Origin of the sequence: Microcoleus pseudofavosus SVA1_A4 (assembly GCF_036700565.1) — a bacterium.
GTDB lineage: Bacteria > Cyanobacteriota > Cyanobacteriia > Cyanobacteriales > Microcoleaceae > Microcoleus.
The window spans coordinates 22,328-41,482 of the sequence record NZ_JAUBPE010000036.1 but is presented as its reverse complement, the minus strand read 5'-3'; the positions used below and the strand labels follow the sequence as shown (position 1 = coordinate 41,482).

Sequence of the window (19,155 nt, the reverse complement as noted above, 5' to 3'; positions counted from 1 at the left end):
ATATTCTTGAACGCACGGGTAGTCATAAACCGGGTTTTTTCCGAAAAACGCGTTGCAGCCCACAGATGAGCGTGAAAAACCCGGTTTCTTTGGTTAGTTGTAGATTATACAGAGCGACGCACCCGTAAGTATGGTGCGTCGCTGCGAGATTTTCGAGTTTAGTTGTAGATGGTAAATAGCGACGCACCCACGGTATTTTGTATGGTGCGTCGCTGTGACATTTTCGAGCTTCGTTGTAGATTGTAGAGAGCGGCGCACCCTACTATCTCGTCACGCAGACTCCGCCCACCACTACCCGACATTGATCGCGGGGCTCATCGAACCTCCTATTATCATCAACCCTCGCCGAATCTAAATCTCTAGTCCGCGAATTGTAGTAATAATCTCCCGCCGGAAAGTTTCTAGTCGGGACAGCGCAGTAAGTCGAGTCTTGATTATTATCATCAAACCTTACTCTCACCACAGAACGTCTCTCGCTACAGTCGATCGATCGCAAGCCAAAATCATCTTGCAGAAGCTGTGATCTGTCATATCGCCCGTCATATCGCCCGTTATCTCGCCCGTTATCTCGCCCGGTGTACCAATCGTCCCGCGAATTGCCCGATCGTCTGTCGCCCCCATCAATTCCCGAAACTTCCAGCGTATAGTTACCGCCCCTGGCAGCATCTTTCGTTAACACTAAAAGCTTGTAATCGCCACTACGGGGAATTTGATAATTAAAAGAACGGTCTTGCGTAAAGGCGACTTGTTTGTTGTTACCGTAAAACAGCACCATGACGGGAGTAAAACCGCGACTTCTATCTGTATCTAAAAACACTTCAATGTTGTCGCCTTCCCGAGCGCTGAATGTGTATTCTTGACCCCGCAATTCTTCCGTCGGAGTTCCCGGTGTCCACATATTTCGGAAACGGTAAATCGGGGAAGTGCGGCGAATTACTCCGTCGATGCGATCGTTATTCTGTATCTGTTCGCCAACTGCACTAGACGAAATGCCAGTGAGTGCCAATCCTGCAACTAGCACAGTGGCAGCAATACTGTTTAACAAGTTGTGTGCTTTCATATCAACCTCTCGAAAATTTTAAAATCTTTTTGCTTTCTTGGCGCCGACATTTGCATACAATCCATTTTAAATGTAATTTCTGCCAACCGTGTCAACCTCACCCAACCCGGCTATTTAGCTGGTGCAAAATCTCAAGTTAAAGTTATAGACGTTGATCCTTAATCTAAAGTTGCGATTTATCGCCACAAATCAGCAATCCCGATTCAGCGTCGAGACAAGCCCTAATTCCCATCGGTAAAGCAGCGTTAACCCCCTCGTGCCCGAAGGGCAAATCCGAGACAACGGGAATATTCAAGTCCCCCAGCCGATCGCGCAAAACCTCTTCAATGCTAAAACTGGGAATACTCGGGTCAATCTCGCAGCGGCTGAAGCGCCCCAAAGCAATGCCCCGCACCCCAGCGAAAGCCCCCGCCATCCGCCACAAAGTCAGCATTCGATCGACTCTGTAAGGAGCCTCAGAAACATCCTCAAATGCGAGAATAACCCCGGTCAAATCCGGTTGATACGGGGTTCCGAGCAAATGAGAAGCAACCGTCAGATTCGCCGGAAATAGCCGTCCCGTGGCTTGTCCGCTGCCCCATCCTTTACCTTGCAAAGATTGTAAGGGACGACCTTCGATGCAGTCAAAAAGTCGATCGACAGACCAATCCGGTTCAGCAGCCAAAGTTGTCAGCATCGGCCCGTGAACGCCCCAAATCCCCAATTTGTCGTGATTCCACAGCAAAGCAGTAATGTCGGAAAAGCCGATCAACCATTTCGGCGAATGGTCAGCGGGAGGTGGAAATTGGGAGTTTTCCGCCTTTCCCACATTTCCTTTTTCCAAAAGTCGAGTGCTGCCGAAACCGCCACGAGCACACAGAATACCGCGACAATCCGGGTCATTTAGGGCATCTGCGAGCTGTCGGAGGCGGTTTTCATCGGAACCGGCCAAATAGCCCCAGCGATCGTCAAAACCCGGTGTTAATTCAACTCGATAGCCGCGAGATTTCCAAATTTCTACACCCTTTTCAAAGTTGGTTGATTCTCGCAAAGTGCCACTAGGGGCAATTACTTTGAGCCAATCTCCTGGTTGCAGAAATTTTATGTTAGTCATTAGGTTGATTGTTGACTGTTGACTGTTGACTGTTGGCTGTTGGCTGTTGGCTGTTGGCTGTTGACTGTTGGCTGTTGACTGTTGACTGTTGACTGTTGGCTGTTGACTGTTGACTGTTGGCTGTTGACTGTTGGCTGTTGACTGTTGACTGTTGACTGTTGGCTGTTGACTGTTGACTGTTAACCTTTGGCTTTTTTTAGTGAGTTAAGATAGGCATTAAGTTTTGGTGAAAGTTCATTTAATAAAGGATGCACTCGATCGATTTGTTCTTGAGTCAAAAGATTGCGAGCGTATGCAAGCCTCAACCAATGTCTTGTTTCGTTTAATGAACCCAAGAGCAATTTTCACAAAACGCTGATTATCTTGATAGCTATAGCGTCCATGTCCTTCTGCAATATTAGCACCAACACTATCCGCCGATCGCACTATTTGTTTGCCCATCGTATCCTTCGCAAAGTCGTCCCACTTTTTAACAATAAACCATATTTCGTTTGATATTTTTTCAGCTAACTGATAAACTTGTAGCTGTTGAAAGCTTTCCATATTAGTTCCTTTAAATAGTTGATGGCAAACCATTGACTGTCAACGGTCAACAGTCAACCGTCAACAATTAAGGCAAAGTCAAAATTTCCACCCCAGAATCAGTAACAGCCAGAGTGTGCTCGAATTGAGCCGAAAGCTTTCCATCTTGCGTGATCGCAGTCCAACCATCGCCCAAAATTTCCACTTCCCAAGTACCCTCATTAATCATCGGCTCGATCGTAAAAACCATGCCTTGTCTGAGCTTCTTTCCCGTGCCCCGCTTGCCGTAATGCAGAATTTCCGGTTCGGTGTGAAAGACTCGGTGAACGCCGTGTCCCGCAAAATTTCGCACTACCGAAAAACCCTGTGCTTCAGCATATTCTTGAATCGCTGCACCGATGTCCCCGGTACGAGCACCCGGTTTAACTTCCGCAATTCCTCTTCTTAAACATTCCTCGGTTACTTCCACTAATCTTTTAGCTACAGGCGAAGGTTTCCCGACAAAAAAAGTTTTGGAAGTATCGCCATGATAGCCGTCAACTAAAGGCGTTACATCAATATTAATAATGTCACCTTCTCTCAGAATTTGTTTAGCATTGGGGATGCCGTGACAGACAACTTCATTGACGCTAGCACACAGAGATTTAGGAAATCCTTTATAACCTAGCGGAGCGCTTTTTGCCCCGTGTGCCAAAGTCCAGCGTTCGGCTTCGTCGTTAATTGCTAAAGTGCTGACACCCGGTTTTACCATAGGTTCTAGATGTAGGAGAAGTTCGGCAGCTAAACGGCCTGCTTGGCGCATTTTTTCGATTTCTCTACTGGATAAAAGCACTAAACGTTCGGTTGCCATAGTTTTTTCTGTTTTCTTTTTTTGTGATCGATTAAGAGTTTATTTAACTCAATTTTAGAATAGATTTGAACCAGTGTTCAAAACGATCGCCCAAAGCTCCCAAAGAATATTCTACCTCTGCTTGTCGCCGGCAAGCGCTGCGGTCAATTTGGTCTAAGCGGGCGATCGCACCTACCAAGCCATTTACGCTGTCAGGCTCCACTAAAAAGCCCGTCAGTCCGTCTCGAACAATTTCGGCAGGCCCCCCGCGCTCGTAAGCAATCACGGGCACACCGCACGCTAAAGCCTCGATCGCGACATTTCCGAAAGCTTCCACCCAACGCGGCGTCATCAACAATGCTCGGCACTGCCGGACTTGCTCTTGCATTTGGGTTGTTGTCAAAAATCCTAAATATTCTACCGGAGCATCCGGGTAATCTGCACAAATTTTTTGCCAATAATCCTCATCTTGCATTTTGCCCATAATTTTTAGGGGAATGCCTGTAATTTTCGCTGCCGCTACTGCATCTTCTAAACCTTTCTCCGGGGCGATGCGGCCTAGCCAAGCTAATTTAGACTGCGGTTGGTTGCAAAATTCGTACAGGGATAAATCTATGCCATTTCCCAACAACTGACATTCATCGGCAAAGGCGAATGTTTTGGCTTGAGAAGCGGTATGAACTCCGATCGTACCAGGAAACTGGACGGCGGTTTGTCCGGCAATGCGATCGAGGGATGCCGAAAGGGAGCCCATGCTGATCAAATGTGCGATCGGAGTCCTAAAAAATGGCGTCAAATAAAACGGCAGCCAATCGTAAGCAAAGTTAAGAATGACATCCCATTCATCCTGAACTTGGCGAGCATATTCCCACATATTCGCCAGCACAGCATCGGCGGGCATCACAATACAAGCATTGTAATCTTGTGTTTGGGCGGTTACTTGCAAATCGCCTGTTATTTCGATTACTGGAATTGATTCTAAGACTGAACCTACTGGTGCTACGACTGCTATTTTATGACCGCGGCGCTGCAATTCTTTAGCAATGTTAAGGACTGTAAGTTCGACACCGCCGCCCAACCCGGAACCGAGTTTACCGACAGAAGTTGACAGGAACAATAGTTTTAAAGAGTCAGTAGTCATTAGTCATTAGTCATTAGTCAGCCGTCACTAATTATAACATAATCTAAATTATAAATTCTTCCCTCTCAAATCTAAAATATAAAATCACTTGAAAATTGCTATATTTATCAATCCCTCTCAGAATGAGGACGGATGCGATTCAACTGATTGATAGCCCAGCGAGCAGTTTCCTGAACTTCTGGATCGGGATCGTCCGTCGCACGGTGCAACAAGTGACTGATTTGATTCACCAATTCGTAAATCCGTGTCAAGTCGCGAATCGCATTTTTCCGCACTTCGGGGTTTTCATTTTGCAGCGAAATTGACCAGGCATTATTCATCGGTTTGAGCGTGCGAATGCCAATTTCCGAGAGACTTGCTAAAATTAAACTGTACTGCTTCGAGTCGGAATTTGCTAGCAAATCGAGCAACGGCTCAACTGCTCTGGAATCTCCCCGCTGGCCGAGTTCCCAAATTGCTTTGCGCCTCTTTGCCGGATTTAGGTGCTGCAAATCTTCAATCAGTGCTTCAATAATATCAACTTTAGGTCTACCATCTGTTTCGGGAAGGGAAATATCTTTCTTCCGACTCGCTAGGGAATCGGCTCGATTAGTTGTTTCGGGAATGTTGAAACCTGTGTCGCTGTAGCCGTTGCTGTTAGTTTCCAAGGGCGAGGTGTCGGAATTAATTCGATCGCCCTCGACTGCTGCATCCTCGGATTTTTGTTCCCCCGATTCCAGGATAAAGGGTAAAGGCCGATCGCTGCTGTCGAGACTGTAGCCCTTTGGGAAATCAACAGGGTAGGGCAATGCTGGCCGCGGTTTTTGTCCCCCAAAAGAAACCTCTTGCTGTCCAATTTCGTGCGAGTTTGTATGAGAATTGGGATTGGTGAATTGAGAGTTTCTTTGGTTGTGGCGATCGACTCTTCCGCGTCTTCGCTTAGAATTATTTGACTCGCCGCTGCTAACTAATTTGAGCAGGATAAATACTGCCGCTGCCGTGACGACAACTGCTGCCAAACCCAACATTAACAACCCCCGCTGGCGAGACAAAATGACGATCAAATTGGAGATCGGTTTCGGGATTTTGGAATTAGGTTTAGACGTTTTGGACGGCTTAGATTTGTTTTTATCGGGCGCTGGAGAGGGTTTTGGAGAATTGGAGTCCTGGCGATCGTCCCGGGGAGAGTTCGCCTGAGCAATTTCTTGGGAAACAGCCCCGTAGGAGGCATTGAGAGCCTGTGGCCTTCCGTCCGCACTTGGACTGAAGGCAGCGCCCAGACAGGCAATGCAGGTCAATAAACATAAAGTGGAGCGGTAGTGCGCCATAAGACTCAATCGGGGTTTTGAGAGGCAACGCCGCGTGACGAGCTTTAGTGTAACCTTGAGTTAGCTCGATCCTAGCTGCTATGCGCCCAACTAACTTACAAATAGCACCAGACTCGCGAAAAATTCTGGTTTGAGAGGCCAGCGAGCCGGATCTCATTAACACAATTGCGTCATTATCGGCGGCCGCGGGTAAAGCAGCGCATCCAGAAAGTTCAGTCCTGGACGCATCAATAAGGTATTTTTCTCATTGTTCGCTGTGCGGATAGATCGCAGCATCCGTTTTTCATCGGTTGCGGGTAAGTCCAGAAAGTTGATTCCCACCTCAGCAAGCGGAGTCTCAGCTACGTGCAGTGCAGGCACTGCGTCGCGGGCTGGCGATTCTTGGCAAGCCGTTGATTTCTCACCGATAGCGTGGCATGACAAAGAGTTTAACTGTTTCGTCGCTGCTGCGCCGATCGTGTTTGTCTTAATCTGGGCGGGTACTGGGACAAGGGGGATTGGCGGTGGAAACGAGAAACCGAGTTTTTGAGTGTATTTCTGGCGGCTTTACCGAAGATTTTCAGTATGTTTATTTTTACCTACTTAGTTAAGTTAAATCAATCGGTATTTAATCCTGTGCAGCCACATTTGATATAAGATCGAGCTAAATTTCTAGTGTGAGAGTAGACGCGTTTGTGAGCCAACAAGATATTTTAAATTTAGCAAAAGAAGGCGATGCCAGGGCGATCGCATTTCTGATCGGCCAAGCACTCCAAAGCTTCGGCGTCACGGCTAAAGCCAGCCGCGAACATGACAGCCTGCACCTGCTGCTGGAAGCAGAACAATTGCCCGCAGAAGAAGCCTGTCTCCGAGTCGCAGTCAAAGGGTTGCAGCGGCTGCAACCAAATAACGTTTACTCGGTGACAATTTACGGGCGGCGCAGCGGCCAGCAATTGCCTGCTTGGACTCAGACGGTAGAATTAAAAAAACGCTTGACTTCCGCACCCGTGAGTGCAGCAGTTGCCGTGAATGCAGCAGTAGCTGCGAGTGCAGCAGTAGCGGCTAGTGTACCAGCTTCCCCAATTCCTGTGGCTTTGCCAAAGCTAGAAAAAACTCAAAATTTCACAACTGGGCACACTCAAATACCAGAAAAATCCCCGCCCAAACCCCCTAAAATCCCAACTCCAAAACCCACTAACCAACGGCAGCGAAAGCCATCACCGCAGCCAGAGTTAGCAGCCGCTAAAACTAAAAAATCTAGGCTGTCAATCGGTGCTCTGAGTCTGATTCTCGTGCCGATATCCGGCTTTATTCTGGGTTCTCAATTTTACAAATCCTCAAGCACCGCTAATATTAACCCTCTAACGTCAAAGCCTGCGGTACAAAAAGCGATCTCGACACCCGCACCTGCACCCGCAACCACACCCTTGCCAGCTCCTAAATCGCGCTCCCAAGCTGCAAAAAAACCTGCCACTGTGCCCGCAACTGTCAGCATCAAAGCAGTTGGCGACATGATCCCCGGCACAAATTATCCCTACAACAAACTGCCGGCAAAAAAAGAGCTGTTATTAGAGTCGGTAAAACCGTACCTCAAAGGAGCTGATATTCTGTTTGGCAATTTTGAAAGCACGATGACCGATTATCCTTACAGTTCCAAAGGAGGCGGCGGACGAATGCTGTTTGCCTTTCGCACGCCTCCGAGTTATGCCAAAATTTTCAAAGATGTTGGTTTTGATATTTTGAATGTTGCCAACAATCACTCTTACGATTTTAACGAGCAGGGATTTAAGGACACGATTAAAAACATCGACAGCAACGGCATGAAGGCTGTCGGTAAAAGAGATCAAATTGTTTATCAAAATGTCAAGGGCGTGAATTTTGCCTTTATCGGTTTCAGCAACTACGGCGAAGTTCACAATTCCTTGCTGGAACTGAAAGCGGGGGCAGAAATTGTCAAAAAAGCGAAGCAAAACGCTGATATTGTAGTGATATCAGTTCATGCTGGAGCTGAAGGAACGGGAGCTCTGAATGTGAAAAATAAAAACGAATTATTTTACGGAGAAAACCGGGGAAATATGGTTTTGTTTTCGCGGACGATGATTGATGCGGGAGCAGATTTGATTTTGGGACACGGCCCGCACGTTACCAGAGCTATGGAACTTTATAAGGGGAAATTGATTGCTTATTCGCTGGGCAATTTTTTGGGTTATCGCACTTTGTCCACAGCAGGAGCGCTCGGTCAATCTCTAATTTTGGATGTGAAAATGACTCCGCAAGGGGATTTTGTTTCTGGTAAGATTATCCCCATCCAACTTGACAGGCAAGGTATTCCGTCTGTTGATAACAATTTTAGGACTGTGGGATTGATTGGCCGTTTGACAAAGAGCGATTTTCCCAATAGCGGTTTGACAATTGATGACAAGGGACAAATTTTGAAAAAGAGTAAGTAGTCATTAGTCAGTAGTCATTAGTCATTGGGCATTGGGCATTGGGCATTGGGCATTGGGCATTGGGCATTGGGCATTGGCAATTGGTGATTGGTAACAACAGTCAACAGTCAACAGTCAACAGTCAACAGTCAACAGTCAACAGTCAACAGTCAACAGTCAACCAATTACCAATTCCCAATTCCCAATCACCAATAATTAGTCATCAATCATTGCTGTCAAAGCTGCTTTCATTTCGTCTGCTGTCGTCGTTGCCGTACCGAATTGACGCACGACAATGCTAGCCGCCAAATTGCCCAAAACTGCCGCTTCCCAACCGGATGCACCGACGCACAAAGCTAAAGTCATTGCTGCTACTACTGTATCTCCAGCACCGGTTACGTCGAATACATCAGTCTTGTTAAAAGGGGGAATGTCCCAACTTTGAATGGCAAATTCCCCCTTTTCACAAATGGATGTTGGAGGGGGTGAATTTTTGATTTCTTCGCCGTTCGCCCTTTCAAACAAAGTCATCCCTTCTTCGCCGCGAGTAATCAGGATTTTTTGAGCTTGAGTTAAGTTCAACAAATCGCGTCCTGCTTGCATTAAAGTTTGAGGGTTTTTTATACCATATCCGACTGCTTGCTCGGCTTCTGGCAAGTTCGGAGTAAACAGCATCGCTCCAGAATATCGCTGCAAATTTGTTTGAGCGTCTACAATTGTTTTGCCGGGAACCACTGCCGATTCGATCGCCAAACGAGTCAAAACTCCGTCGCCGTAGTCGGAACAAACCACTGCATCTACTGTCGGTATTTGCTGCCGGATGTAGTCTGCCAGTTGCAACTGCAAGTCTAAATCCGGCAACTCGTCCGATTTGCGATCGACTCGGACAATTTGCTGAGTCACCGACTGCCGCGCGTGCCCGGAGATTCGAGTTTTGGTGACTGTTGGACGCTGCGAATCGATTAAAATCCCAGCCGTATCAATTCCCGCCGCCTCAAAAATACCGCACAAAGCCTTTCCCTGGTCGTCTTTTCCCACCAAACCAGCAACTTTTACCTTGCCTCCCAGTTTGGCTAAATTGTAGACAGCATTTGCGCCACCTCCGGGTAGTTGCCGAGTATTTTCGTAGCGCAAAATCAGCACAGGTGCTTCGCGGGAAATTCGCTCTACTTGTCCGGTAAGAAACTCGTCCAAGGTCAAATCTCCGATCGCTAATACCTGCGCTCGATGGAAGCAGTCTAATCTTTTCAATAATTGCTCTGTTGAGGCACGCAGTTGAGGCAAAAAATCGGAATAGTCGTTAGTCATTAACCAAAAAAATGAGACTGAGGAGTTGATAGTTGAGTGGGGAACGAGCGGGAATTAAAAATCCTAATATTAATTAATAATTAATTTCCTCCCTTGTTGTATTTTTAACTTTTAATTGATTTTCTGACTGGGATTTTGAGAAACCAGTTGCAGGCTGTTGGCGATCGCACTCGCTCAACCAATTTTGCCAAAAATTGCGGATACCAGCGAACCCATTGATACAAAGCGAGAAAGTTTCACGGTGTGGAAGTTTCCTTCTACATAAGTGCCTTCTACATAAGTGCCTTCAAAAGACAGCAGAATTATTTCAATTTCTGCTTGATGATCGTAATCACCTGAGTCATTTGTTTCTTGAGTGCATCAATTTCCGCTTGCATTTTCGCCATTTTCTCAGTCATCGCCTGAATGTCGCCGGCGCCCGCTGCGGAACTGGGTGCAGCAGCGGCGGCGGCTGGGGCTTCCGGTACCGGTTTCTTTTTGGCCAGTACCATCGCCGATTTGATCGCTTCAGTTAGCTGCTTTTTCTCGAAGGGTTTGGCGATAAATGCAAAAAAATGCTTCTCAAAGGGTTTAGGAATTTTCTCCATCACCTCTTCTTCCCGGCCAGACATGATCACCAAAGGTATCTTGCAAAGCGCCGGATGGGCTTGCACTTTTTGATACACTTCCCAACCGCTGACTTTGGGCAGTAGGAAATCTAACATAATTAGATTCGGTCGGGCTTCACGGATCAGTTTGAGTCCCTCTTCGCCGTCTTTTGCTTCTAGAACTTCAAAGTTACCTTGGGGTAACATCTCTCGGACTCGGACGCGGATGACTTTACTGTCATCGATTACCAAGATTTTTTGACCAGCCACGACTGACTCCTTCAGTAATGAGTGATGATTCGCAACCTTTAGTATATCCCTAACAGAATTCTACCCAGAATTCTGGGCGATTTTAGTTTTGCTGCACCTCGGCGCGATTCTGATTTCGGGCGAGACTGCTACAAGTTCAGCGACTTTGATTTCGGATACGATCGAAGGAATTAACTCGATCGCCACTTAATTATATGTCGCTTCCAACTCCTCAAACTCCTACTGTCAAAGCAATTGCCGCCCAAATGCGGGGTGAAATCGAGGCGATGCCGGAGTGGTTGCGCAGACCCGTTGGCAAAGCTAGCGAACTTTCCCAAGTGCAAAAAATTATTAAACAGCGGCAAATTCACACGATTTGCGAGGAGGGCAGATGTCCCAACCGGGGAGAGTGCTACGCCCAAAAAACGGCGACTTTTTTGTTGATGGGGCCGACTTGCACCCGCGCTTGTGCTTTTTGTCAAGTAGATAAAGGTCATTCTCCGATGCCCCTCGACCCGGAGGAACCGAAGAAGGTGGCGGAGGCGGTGCAGTTGTTGGGTTTGCGCTATGCGGTGCTGACTTCGGTGGCGAGGGACGATTTGCCGGATGGGGGTGCTGGTTGGTTTGCCAGGACGATCGCCCAAATCCGCCTTCTTAACCCCGATACTGAAGTTGAGGTACTGACGCCGGATTTTTGGGGGGGAACGGGGAGGACTTCAGAGGGGGAGAATTCCGGCCTCGATGAGTTGCAGCGAGATCGGATTCGCACGGTGGTGGAGGCTAAACCGGCTTGTTACAACCACAATATTGAGACGGTGCGCCGGTTGCAAGGGCCGGTGCGGAGGGGGGCTAAGTACGATCGCTCGATCGACGTTCTCCGTACTGTCAAGCAATTTGACCCCACTATTCCCACAAAATCCGGTTTGATGTTGGGGCACGGGGAAACCGAAGCCGAGATAGTCGAAGCGATGGCCGATTTGCGGGATGCCAAGTGCGATCGGCTCACCCTCGGTCAATACATGAGACCATCTCTAGAACACCTCCCAGTGCGCCAATACTGGACTCCAGCAGAATTTGACCGTTTTGGGTCGATCGCCCGTCAGATGGGGTTTGAGCGCGTGCGATCGGGGCCTCTCGTCCGCAGTTCCTACCACGCTGGAGAGAGCGATTAAAATCAATCAAAATTCAACTCGGTATAAACTCCTAGTTACAAAAAATAACACTAGAGGAATGTGCTTATGTGCGACGCTCTCTGCTATTTGTGAATAGAGTGACATTATGAATTAGGAGCTTTACCTATGGCAGAGATAGCGAAGAACCAATTAAAATCCGACTCCGTGATGAAAACGGGCAAATTCCCTTACACCTTTCGCGCAGGCTGGTTTCTGTTGCTGTTAGGTATCAACTTTGTGGTTGCAGCCTATTATTTCCATATCATTGAATAGTTCTGCAAGTTGACTTTTAGCAGACCCTGCTTTTCTCGACCTCAACGTCGGAGAGTGGGAGAGAGGAAGAGGGAGAGAGTGGGAGAGTGGGAGAGTGGGACAGTGGGACAGTTGGGAGAATAGGACTTCATCCTTCTTGCTTCTGACGAATGACTTCTTCCCTATTCCCTCTTCCCTCTTCCTTCTTGCTTCTGACGAATGACAACTGACGAATGACAACTGACAAACTTAGCGATTTCTCGACGCTTCTAGCTTAGACAACCGCTCTTGAATTTTGATCACATCTTGCTTAGTTTCAATTGCCAAAGTTGCTAAATTGTCAAACATCGGGTCTCCCGACAGCATTCTAGCATTTGTGCGACCCGAACCCGGACGGTTCGGAGACTGAGGCCGGTTAACTCCAGAACCTTGATTCTGCAAACTGTAGATTTGTCCCCTGAGCTCGGAAATTTGACTTTCTAATTGAGTAATGCGAAACTCTAATTGAGTGGTCGATTGAGCGGGCGTAAAAATTGGCGCAACAGCAATTGCTAAGGCGCAAGCAAGACACACAAGACAGATTTTTAGGGCGCGATGGCGAAGATTTTTCGGCATAGCTTTAATAATTTAAATCATACAATTTATAAAGTAACAAATCCCAGCTATTTTTGACCTCTATCAGAAGTATGTCTTATGCCAACTAGAAACGTAGCTATTTTAATGTTCGATGATGTCGAGGTACTGGACTTTGCAGGCCCTTTTGAAGTGTTTTCTGTGACATCAGAATTAAGTAAGGGCGAGCGACCTTTTGCAGTCTCTACCGTAGCCGAACATCCCGGTGCTGTCAACGCCCGCAACGGTTTGAGCGTAAATCCCCACTGCACCATTTCCGATTGTCCCCCACCGGATATTTTGATTGTACCGGGAGGACAAGGTACGAGAAAGTTAATCGATAATTCAGCAGTTATCAACTGGATAAAAGATTGTTCGCGAACAGCAGAATTAGTGCTTTCTGTCTGTACGGGTTCGCTGCTTTTGGCAAAAGCTGGCTTGTTGGAAGGTTTGCCAGCAACTACACACCATCGGGCGTTAGATTTGTTAAGAGAATTAGCTCCCAACACAACTATTATTGAAAATCAGCGATTTGTAGATAACGGCAAAATCATCACTTCTGGGGGAATTTCTGCGGGAATTGATATGTCTTTGCACGTTGTCGGCAAGCTTTTGGGAACAGCACAAGCCGAACAAACAGCAGAGCACATGGAATATAAAATTGGGAATTGGTAATTGCGAATCTAGTTCATTCCGTCCTTTTGCAAAACCTGTATATGTAGTAGGGTGCGCACTGCGCACCTTACTAACTCAAAAGCGAGCATCTGTAGGGACACGGCAATGCCGTGTCCGGCGCGGGGAGTAGGACACGGCATTGCCGTGTCCCTACCGTTCCCTTTTAATAATTGGTATAAGATTGAGGATTGTAGCAAGACTTTTTTAAATTGGTATTAAGCATCTTCGCCCCAAACTTTTAGTTGTAAATAAACTAATATCAAAGCTAAAGCCATCAGGAAAGTTGCCGCAGCGGCTGCATAGCCAAAATCAAATTGCGAAAAAGCTTGCTCGTAAATATAATAAACTAGCAAATTAGTAGAGTTCAAAGGGCCGCCGCCGGTGATGACGTAAACTTGCTCGAAACTCCGCAGAGTAAAAATAGCAGTAGTGACGGTAGCAAATACTAAAGTCGGCCGCAAACCGGGTAAAGTGATGTACAAAAATTGCTGCCAAGCATTAGCTCCATCCAATTCTGCGGCTTCGTAACGATTTACCGGAATTGCTTGCAATCCTGCTAAAAAGACTACCATGTTAAAGCCTAATTGTTTCCAAACACTGAGCAGAATTATCACTGGCATTGCCCAAACTGTGCTGCTGAGCCAAGGAATTTGATTTAAGCCGATCGCCATTAACACACTATTCACCGGGCCTTCCGTTTGAAACAACCACCGCCAACCCAAGCCAACTGCAACTAAAGAGGTAATCGAAGGAATAAAATAAGCGGTGCGGAGAGCTCCTCGCCAAGCAAGCGAGCGATTTAGCAAAACTGCCAAACCCAAGGGAATTACTAAGCTGGGAATGACTGTAGCAGTAGTAAAATAGATGGTGTTTTGGAGAACTTGCCAAAAATCCGGGTTTGTGACGAGACGCCAGTAGTTGTTCAAGCCAATCAAACGCACTCCCGACTGGGTAAAGCTACCGCTGGTAAAGCTGAGGTAAAATAAATAGGCGATCGGCCCAATCAAAAAAGTACCCAGAAACAGCAAAGCCGGCGCCAGAAAAGTCCAAGCTGCGATCGAATCATTATCCAACCAGTTAAAACGCCCAAATTTAATCGGAACCATTGGCTTGTAAATTTTAGCTTTTAGTTTTAAATGGTATCACAATATAGGTCAATCTCAAAATGAATCTTCTCGATATATTAGCCAATTTACCCACTATAGAAACTGAGAGACTGCTGCTGAGGAAAATTACTTTAAACGATGCCAGCGATATGTTTGAGTATGGTTTAGATCCTGAAGTATCAGAATACACAACCTGGTCAACTCATACCTCGATCGAAGACACTAAGTATTTTATAAAATCGCTGCTAAAAATGTACAAAAAACGAGAACTTGTGGATTGGGGAATAGTTCACAAAGCCGATAACAAATTTATCGGTACTTGCGGATACGTGGGATGGAGCATGACACACAGTCGCGCTGAAATGGGATACGCGATTTCTCGCAAATATTGGAATCAAGGATATATGAGCGAGGCTGTCAATGCAATGATGGAATTCGGCTTTCGGGAAATGCTGTTGAATAGAATTGAGGCTAAATGTAAAGTTAGTAATATTGGTTCGGCGCGCGTCATGGAAAAAGTGGGGATGCAATTGGAAGGAATATTGCGACAGCATCTATTTGTCAAAGGCGAATACTGGGATCTCAAAATTTATTCGATTCTCAGGGAGGATTTTTTTGCCGCTCGACCAGATTAGCACTCGTTACAGGTGGTACAATTATTTTGACGATCGGGCTTTAGTATTGATGAGCATAAAAAAGTTAAATATTTCCAGATTGCTGATTTGTGCCTGTTGCCTGTTACATTGGAGCAGAGTAGGTACAAGTGCGATCGCCGAACGACCAACTTTGCGATCGGCAATTATCTCTCAAGCAAATCCCCCAGCCAAAACTGTAGCAGAAAAATTGGTAGGACAGTGGCAACTGAAATATTTATCACCCACTCCTTTAACAGTAATTATCACACCAGAAGGCAAATTATTTATACTCAAGGGCTATCCTTTCCCTAATCCTAGCGCCTATGAATTTAGCTACAAAATTAACTCGCTCTTCCAACCCATGCAAATTGATTTAGCTAGCAGCAGCGATGAAACTTTGCGGACAATTTTTGAATTCAACAATCGCGGTCAACTGCGTGTAGAACTCATGGGTTTAAAGCCAGGAGAACCCAGACCAAATACTTTTACAGCAGGGGCAATTTTTCTCGAAAAAGTTTCTACAGTTACAGCTTTACCGCGAAATACAAAAATCGAAAGATTTAATCTGTTAGAACCAGAAAATCCGCGACGAGTGTATGAAGGCGAAGAATTTATTAGGTATGCGATTAGGGCGCAACAAAGCTTCTACGCCGAAAATACCAAATTTGCTACAACCCTTGAAGAACTGGGCATAGGAATGAGATTAGATACAGAAAATTATCGCTATCAAATTTTACCGGAAAGTGGTTCAACAGAAGGTGTAATTATGACCGTTCAAGCTAAAAAACCTCAATTTAGAAGTTATACAGGTGCAGTTTTTTTAGTTAAAGTTAAAGACGATGACGATAATGCTAAAACTAGCGTCGGATTTATTTGCGAAACAAATAAATCTTCTACTATACCTCCACCTAGACCTATAGTTCCGATAAATAACGACAAAGCCAACTTTAGATGCCCAATTAATTCCTCTTTGATATAAATAACTGGGACAGATATTTATTACCAACCACAGAATAAGGGTTTCAAGGCGATTCGATAATTGAGCTACGAACGGAAAATAAAGTGTTTCAGGCTGGGAATTGAAAACTGTTCGGACTATTGTGATATGAAGGTAAAAATTTTATGATAACAGCAAATACCAATTCCAGAGATTGTTTGATTGTTCCCCCAATTCCTGCCGCCAAAGTCGAAAAAAATGCTTCTCTTAGTAAGCCCTTAAAACTAGGAATTCTAGCATCAGGAAGCGGCAGCAACTTCGAGGTGATTGCTCAAGCCATCCAAAACCAACAACTCAACGCTCAAATCCCAATATTAATTTACAACAACCCCGAAGCCAAAGCCGCAGCCAGAGCCGAAAAATACGGCATTCCCGCGATTCTACTCAATCACCGCGACTGCAAAAGCCGCGAAGAATTAGATACAAAAATTGTCAAAACTTTCCAAGATTATGATGTAGAATGGGTAGTGATGGCGGGTTGGATGCGGATCGTTACCAAAGTTTTGTTGGATGCTTTTCCCGATCGCGTTATTAACATTCACCCCAGCTTACTGCCGAGTTTCCCCGGAATTCGCGCCGTCGAGCAAGCACTGGCCGCCAAGGTTAAAATCACCGGATGTACGGTGCATATAGCGCGTTTGGAAGTAGACAGCGGGCCGATTTTAATGCAGGCTGCCGTGCCGGTATTGCCTGACGATACCGCAGAAACGCTGCACGCGAGAATTCAGGTGCAAGAGCACAAGATTATGCTGGGCGCGATCGCACTTATTGCCGAATCCAATCGAAAATATTGTGACTAAAAACCTCACCAGTGCCGCATCTATCCCCGAATTGCCCGTCAGCGAATCACCCGAAACAGGCCCGCCGCTGACAGACTCCAATCGCCTCAAATTAATTCTCAAAGAAAGGCTCAAAAAGAACATCGGCATCAAGGGAGAATTTTATCTGCCTTGCTTGCCATCGATGCTAGACGACTATCTTAAATTACTGTCAGACTTCTTAAACATCCTCGGACAAAACATCGACGCTGCCCAAACCGAAAACTTGCGAACATTAATCGCCAATGCCTTAGCAGAAGGATTCAAAAATTCCCCCCACGCTAATCTAATAGTCTCATATTTTCCCGCCAATTCCCAAAGCGGTTTAGCCGGCGGCATTACTCTGAATACCAAGATTCAAGTCGAATCGATGGCCCAGAAATATCATAGCTGGCCGGATATTCGCCCCGAACCTTTATTCGGCAGCCATCCCGATGCCAAAGTCCTCGCCGCTGCCGCCGAATTAGGCGAACCGGGAAAAGCACCTATTTTAGATGTTGGTGCGGGTCCAGGGCGCAATAGTTTGCCCTTAGCAAGGTTAGGTCATTCCGTGGATGCGATCGAACTAACACCCATATTTGCCGAAAAACTATCAGCAGCAGCAACCGCCGAAAAGTTGCCGATAAATGTCACCCAAGGCGACGTTTTAGACCCATTATTGAGGATGAAAACTTATCGGTACAAATTAGCCATTGCTACCGAAGTTCTCTCTCATTTCCGCTACCCCGAACAAGTCCGCCTGTTCCTCGGCAAAATGTCCGATGCCGTGTTAAGCGGCGGGTTTATTTTATTCAGTGCTTTTTTAGCTGTAGATGGGTACGAACCCGATGAGATGGCAAAACAAATGTCTGAATTGTGTTGGTCTTATCTGATTACCCGACAAGAATTGCAAGCAGCAATAGAGGGTTTGCCGTTAGAAATTATTTCTGATGAATCTGTAATTGAATACGAACAAAAACATTTGGCTGATTCTGCATGGCCGCCGACACCTTGGTTTGTGAGTTGGGCCAGCGGGCGTGATTTATTTCCCGTGCAAGAAACGCCGCCGTTGGAGTTGCGCTGGATACTTGTTAAACGCTTGTAGCAAAGTAGTAGCTAGCTAGTAGGTGCGTCAGATTGTAGCTTGTCGATTTTTGATAAAATCATGCACTCTGACGCACCCTACGAGAATTTTTCGCGGTGAAAAATCTAATTCTAAACCTCGGATGCCCGCAATTGTCCGCAGGCGGCATCTGCTTCTAAGCCGCGAGAATATCGCACGCTAACTGCAATTTTCTTTTCCTTCAAAACCGAAACAAAACTGTTAATTCGATTGGGAGTCGGTCGCTGATATTCAGCTTCCTGAATCGGATTGTAAGGAATCAAATTGACGTGACACTGAAAACCGCGCAAGTGAGTTGCTAACTCGGCTGCGTGTTCCGGCAAGTCATTCACATTAGCTAAAAGCACGTATTCAAAACTCAATCTGCGCCCAGTCGATCGCACATATTCCCGACATTCTGCTACTAACTCACCCAAAGGATAAGGGCGGGCGCTAGGAATTAACTCTTCGCGCAATCTTTGATTGGAAGCGTGGAGGCTGACGGCGAGGGTAACTTGCAGTTGATGTTCGGCTAGTTGGCTGATGCGATTGCGAATTCCAACTGTGGAAATGGTGATGTTTCGCTGTCCAATTCCTACGTCTTGATTCAAACACTTGACAGCAGCTACAACATTATCGAAATTCAGCAGGGGTTCGCCCATTCCCATAAATACGATGTGGCTGACTCGGCGGCCGAAATCTTGCTGTACTGTCAAGACTTGATCGACGATTTCGTGTTTTTCTAAATTGCGCTTGAAACCGCCTTTCCCAGTAGCGCAAAAGTCGCATCCCATCGCGCAGCCAACTTGGGCCGAGACGCATACAGTCAGCCGTTTTTCGGTGGGAATTCCCACTGTTTCAATGATTTGACCGTCTGCCAATTTTAAGAGATACTTTACCGTGGCGTCTGGTGCGACCGATCGATAATGAATGGTCGATCGCCCGATCGGAATTTTAGCAACAGTCTCGCGCCACTGTTTCGAGAATACAGAAATGTCAGAGATCGATCGCGCGCCTCTCTCATAAATCCATTGGTACAACTGCTTCCCGCGATAAGCAGGTTGCCCGTTTTGCTGCACCCACTCCGTTAACTCAGCTAAACTCGCCCCCAGCAAGGGCGGAATTGTACCAGACTCAACAGCCAAAGCAGCAGTCTTGCGAGACTGATTCGCACCCCTGGAATTACCAGAAGAGTACACCTGAGAAACGGAGGTAGGAGACATAGGTCATCAGAAAATTTAAAGCCACCCTCCATATTAAAACTTCTCGACCAAAGCTGCCGTTAATCCTCAAAAAGGTGCAG

22 protein-coding genes are annotated in these 19,155 nt (G+C 46.4%); 9 read left to right on the top strand and 13 right to left on the bottom strand.

Annotated features, from left to right (window positions below; genetic code table 11):
* Positions 1–262 precede the first annotated feature (262 nt).
* From QUA02_RS17070 to QUA02_RS17040, 7 genes are all read right to left on the bottom strand, one after another.
* Positions 263–1,060, bottom strand: a complete 798-nt coding sequence (locus QUA02_RS17070) for a hypothetical protein (RefSeq protein ID WP_333029372.1) — start codon at positions 1,058–1,060, stop codon at positions 263–265.
* Between the two features lie 163 nt (positions 1,061–1,223).
* Positions 1,224–2,153 carry a S66 peptidase family protein gene (locus QUA02_RS17065; protein WP_333029371.1) on the bottom strand — a complete coding sequence of 310 codons (930 nt, stop codon included), beginning with the start codon at positions 2,151–2,153 and terminating at the stop codon, positions 1,224–1,226.
* Positions 2,154–2,332: 179 nt separating this feature from the next.
* Positions 2,333–2,431, bottom strand: coding sequence for a hypothetical protein (locus QUA02_RS17060; RefSeq protein ID WP_333029370.1), 99 nt, complete (start codon positions 2,429–2,431; stop codon positions 2,333–2,335).
* Positions 2,388–2,696, bottom strand: a complete 309-nt coding sequence (locus QUA02_RS17055) for a four helix bundle protein (protein ID WP_333029369.1) — start codon at positions 2,694–2,696, stop codon at positions 2,388–2,390. The genes QUA02_RS17060 and QUA02_RS17055 overlap by 44 nt, the downstream gene beginning before the upstream one ends.
* A 67-nt stretch (positions 2,697–2,763) precedes the next feature.
* A complete protein-coding gene (map, locus tag QUA02_RS17050) occupies positions 2,764–3,525 on the bottom strand; it encodes a type I methionyl aminopeptidase (protein WP_333029368.1) in 762 nt (253 codons plus the stop codon).
* A gap of 43 nt (positions 3,526–3,568) precedes the next feature.
* Positions 3,569–4,645 carry a glycosyltransferase family 4 protein gene (locus tag QUA02_RS17045; RefSeq protein WP_333029367.1) on the bottom strand — a complete coding sequence of 359 codons (1,077 nt, stop codon included), beginning with the start codon at positions 4,643–4,645 and terminating at the stop codon, positions 3,569–3,571.
* 107 nt (positions 4,646–4,752) lie between these two features.
* A complete protein-coding gene (locus QUA02_RS17040; RefSeq protein ID WP_333029366.1) occupies positions 4,753–5,676 on the bottom strand; it encodes a HEAT repeat domain-containing protein in 924 nt (307 codons plus the stop codon).
* A 1-nt stretch (position 5,677) separates the two neighbouring features.
* Here QUA02_RS17040 and QUA02_RS17035 point away from each other — a divergent pair, with 1 nt between their 5' ends.
* The gene (locus QUA02_RS17035; protein WP_333029365.1) at positions 5,678–5,821 is read left to right on the top strand and encodes a hypothetical protein; all 144 of its coding nucleotides are present in this window, start codon (positions 5,678–5,680) and stop codon (positions 5,819–5,821) included.
* A gap of 287 nt (positions 5,822–6,108) precedes the next feature.
* Here QUA02_RS17035 and QUA02_RS17030 read toward each other — a convergent pair whose 3' ends face one another.
* The gene (locus QUA02_RS17030; protein ID WP_333029364.1) at positions 6,109–6,375 is read right to left on the bottom strand and encodes a hypothetical protein; all 267 of its coding nucleotides are present in this window, start codon (positions 6,373–6,375) and stop codon (positions 6,109–6,111) included.
* A gap of 251 nt (positions 6,376–6,626) precedes the next feature.
* On the opposite strand from QUA02_RS17030, the gene QUA02_RS17025 reads away from it, so the two are divergent.
* Entirely contained in the window at positions 6,627–8,381 is a 1,755-nt protein-coding gene (locus QUA02_RS17025) for a CapA family protein (protein WP_333029363.1), read from the top strand.
* A gap of 195 nt (positions 8,382–8,576) precedes the next feature.
* On the opposite strand, the gene QUA02_RS17020 is transcribed toward QUA02_RS17025, so the two are convergent.
* Together QUA02_RS17020 and QUA02_RS17015 are read right to left on the bottom strand one after the other, a co-directional pair.
* Positions 8,577–9,668, bottom strand: coding sequence for a bifunctional heptose 7-phosphate kinase/heptose 1-phosphate adenyltransferase (locus QUA02_RS17020; RefSeq protein WP_333029362.1), 1,092 nt, complete (start codon positions 9,666–9,668; stop codon positions 8,577–8,579).
* A gap of 302 nt (positions 9,669–9,970) precedes the next feature.
* Positions 9,971–10,525, bottom strand: coding sequence for a response regulator (locus QUA02_RS17015; RefSeq protein ID WP_333029361.1), 555 nt, complete (start codon positions 10,523–10,525; stop codon positions 9,971–9,973).
* 194 nt (positions 10,526–10,719) lie between these two features.
* Here QUA02_RS17015 and lipA point away from each other — a divergent pair, with 194 nt between their 5' ends.
* Both lipA and QUA02_RS17005 read left to right on the top strand, forming a co-directional pair.
* A complete protein-coding gene (gene lipA, locus QUA02_RS17010) occupies positions 10,720–11,676 on the top strand; it encodes a lipoyl synthase (protein ID WP_333029360.1) in 957 nt (318 codons plus the stop codon).
* Between the two features lie 126 nt (positions 11,677–11,802).
* A complete protein-coding gene (locus tag QUA02_RS17005; RefSeq protein WP_333029359.1) occupies positions 11,803–11,949 on the top strand; it encodes a photosystem I protein PsaX in 147 nt (48 codons plus the stop codon).
* 228 nt (positions 11,950–12,177) lie between these two features.
* Here the strand turns inward: QUA02_RS17005 and QUA02_RS17000 are convergent, their stop codons facing one another.
* Positions 12,178–12,543: a hypothetical protein gene (locus QUA02_RS17000; protein ID WP_333029358.1), complete on the bottom strand. Its 366-nt coding sequence runs from the start codon at positions 12,541–12,543 to the stop codon at positions 12,178–12,180.
* A gap of 78 nt (positions 12,544–12,621) precedes the next feature.
* Here QUA02_RS17000 and QUA02_RS16995 point away from each other — a divergent pair, with 78 nt between their 5' ends.
* The gene (locus QUA02_RS16995; RefSeq protein ID WP_333029357.1) at positions 12,622–13,215 is read left to right on the top strand and encodes a DJ-1/PfpI family protein; all 594 of its coding nucleotides are present in this window, start codon (positions 12,622–12,624) and stop codon (positions 13,213–13,215) included.
* 215 nt (positions 13,216–13,430) lie between these two features.
* Here QUA02_RS16995 and QUA02_RS16990 read toward each other — a convergent pair whose 3' ends face one another.
* A complete protein-coding gene (locus QUA02_RS16990) occupies positions 13,431–14,321 on the bottom strand; it encodes a carbohydrate ABC transporter permease (RefSeq protein ID WP_333029356.1) in 891 nt (296 codons plus the stop codon).
* A 59-nt stretch (positions 14,322–14,380) separates the two neighbouring features.
* On the opposite strand from QUA02_RS16990, the gene QUA02_RS16985 reads away from it, so the two are divergent.
* The 4 genes from QUA02_RS16985 (at position 14,381) to QUA02_RS16970 (ending at position 17,855) form a co-directional block, all read left to right on the top strand.
* A complete protein-coding gene (locus tag QUA02_RS16985) occupies positions 14,381–14,956 on the top strand; it encodes a GNAT family N-acetyltransferase (RefSeq protein WP_333029355.1) in 576 nt (191 codons plus the stop codon).
* Positions 14,937–15,935 (top strand): type IV pilin-like G/H family protein, encoded by a 999-nt coding sequence (locus tag QUA02_RS16980; RefSeq protein ID WP_333029354.1) that lies wholly within the window; start codon positions 14,937–14,939, stop codon positions 15,933–15,935. The genes QUA02_RS16985 and QUA02_RS16980 overlap by 20 nt, the downstream gene beginning before the upstream one ends.
* Before the next feature lie 143 nt (positions 15,936–16,078).
* Positions 16,079–16,753 carry a phosphoribosylglycinamide formyltransferase gene (purN, locus tag QUA02_RS16975; protein ID WP_333029353.1) on the top strand — a complete coding sequence of 225 codons (675 nt, stop codon included), beginning with the start codon at positions 16,079–16,081 and terminating at the stop codon, positions 16,751–16,753.
* Entirely contained in the window at positions 16,746–17,855 is a 1,110-nt protein-coding gene (locus QUA02_RS16970) for a class I SAM-dependent methyltransferase (protein WP_333029352.1), read from the top strand. Before purN ends, QUA02_RS16970 begins: the two co-directional genes overlap by 8 nt.
* Positions 17,856–17,965: 110 nt before the next feature.
* Here QUA02_RS16970 and rlmN read toward each other — a convergent pair whose 3' ends face one another.
* The gene (gene rlmN / locus QUA02_RS16965) at positions 17,966–19,075 is read right to left on the bottom strand and encodes a dual-specificity RNA methyltransferase RlmN (protein ID WP_333029351.1); all 1,110 of its coding nucleotides are present in this window, start codon (positions 19,073–19,075) and stop codon (positions 17,966–17,968) included.
* Positions 19,076–19,155: the final 80 nt, after the last annotated feature.

Excerpts from the sequence above, each read along its gene's own strand:
- QUA02_RS17070 (WP_333029372.1), bottom strand. The coding sequence starts at position 1,060 with ATGAAAGCACACAACTTGTTAAACAGTATTGCTGCCACTGTGCTAGTT.
- QUA02_RS17065 (WP_333029371.1), bottom strand. The coding sequence starts at position 2,153 with ATGACTAACATAAAATTTCTGCAACCAGGAGATTGGCTCAAAGTAATT.
- QUA02_RS17055 (WP_333029369.1), bottom strand. The coding sequence starts at position 2,696 with ATGGAAAGCTTTCAACAGCTACAAGTTTATCAGTTAGCTGAAAAAATA.
- map (WP_333029368.1), bottom strand. The coding sequence starts at position 3,525 with ATGGCAACCGAACGTTTAGTGCTTTTATCCAGTAGAGAAATCGAAAAA.
- QUA02_RS17045 (WP_333029367.1), bottom strand. The coding sequence starts at position 4,645 with ATGACTACTGACTCTTTAAAACTATTGTTCCTGTCAACTTCTGTCGGT.
- QUA02_RS17035 (WP_333029365.1), top strand. The coding sequence starts at position 5,678 with ATGACGATCAAATTGGAGATCGGTTTCGGGATTTTGGAATTAGGTTTA.
- QUA02_RS17020 (WP_333029362.1), bottom strand. The coding sequence starts at position 9,668 with ATGACTAACGACTATTCCGATTTTTTGCCTCAACTGCGTGCCTCAACA.
- lipA (WP_333029360.1), top strand. The coding sequence starts at position 10,720 with ATGTCGCTTCCAACTCCTCAAACTCCTACTGTCAAAGCAATTGCCGCC.
- QUA02_RS17005 (WP_333029359.1), top strand. The coding sequence starts at position 11,803 with ATGGCAGAGATAGCGAAGAACCAATTAAAATCCGACTCCGTGATGAAA.
- QUA02_RS17000 (WP_333029358.1), bottom strand. The coding sequence starts at position 12,543 with ATGCCGAAAAATCTTCGCCATCGCGCCCTAAAAATCTGTCTTGTGTGT.
- QUA02_RS16995 (WP_333029357.1), top strand. The coding sequence starts at position 12,622 with ATGCCAACTAGAAACGTAGCTATTTTAATGTTCGATGATGTCGAGGTA.
- QUA02_RS16990 (WP_333029356.1), bottom strand. The coding sequence starts at position 14,321 with ATGGTTCCGATTAAATTTGGGCGTTTTAACTGGTTGGATAATGATTCG.
- QUA02_RS16985 (WP_333029355.1), top strand. The coding sequence starts at position 14,381 with ATGAATCTTCTCGATATATTAGCCAATTTACCCACTATAGAAACTGAG.
- purN (WP_333029353.1), top strand. The coding sequence starts at position 16,079 with ATGATAACAGCAAATACCAATTCCAGAGATTGTTTGATTGTTCCCCCA.
- rlmN (WP_333029351.1), bottom strand. The coding sequence starts at position 19,075 with ATGTCTCCTACCTCCGTTTCTCAGGTGTACTCTTCTGGTAATTCCAGG.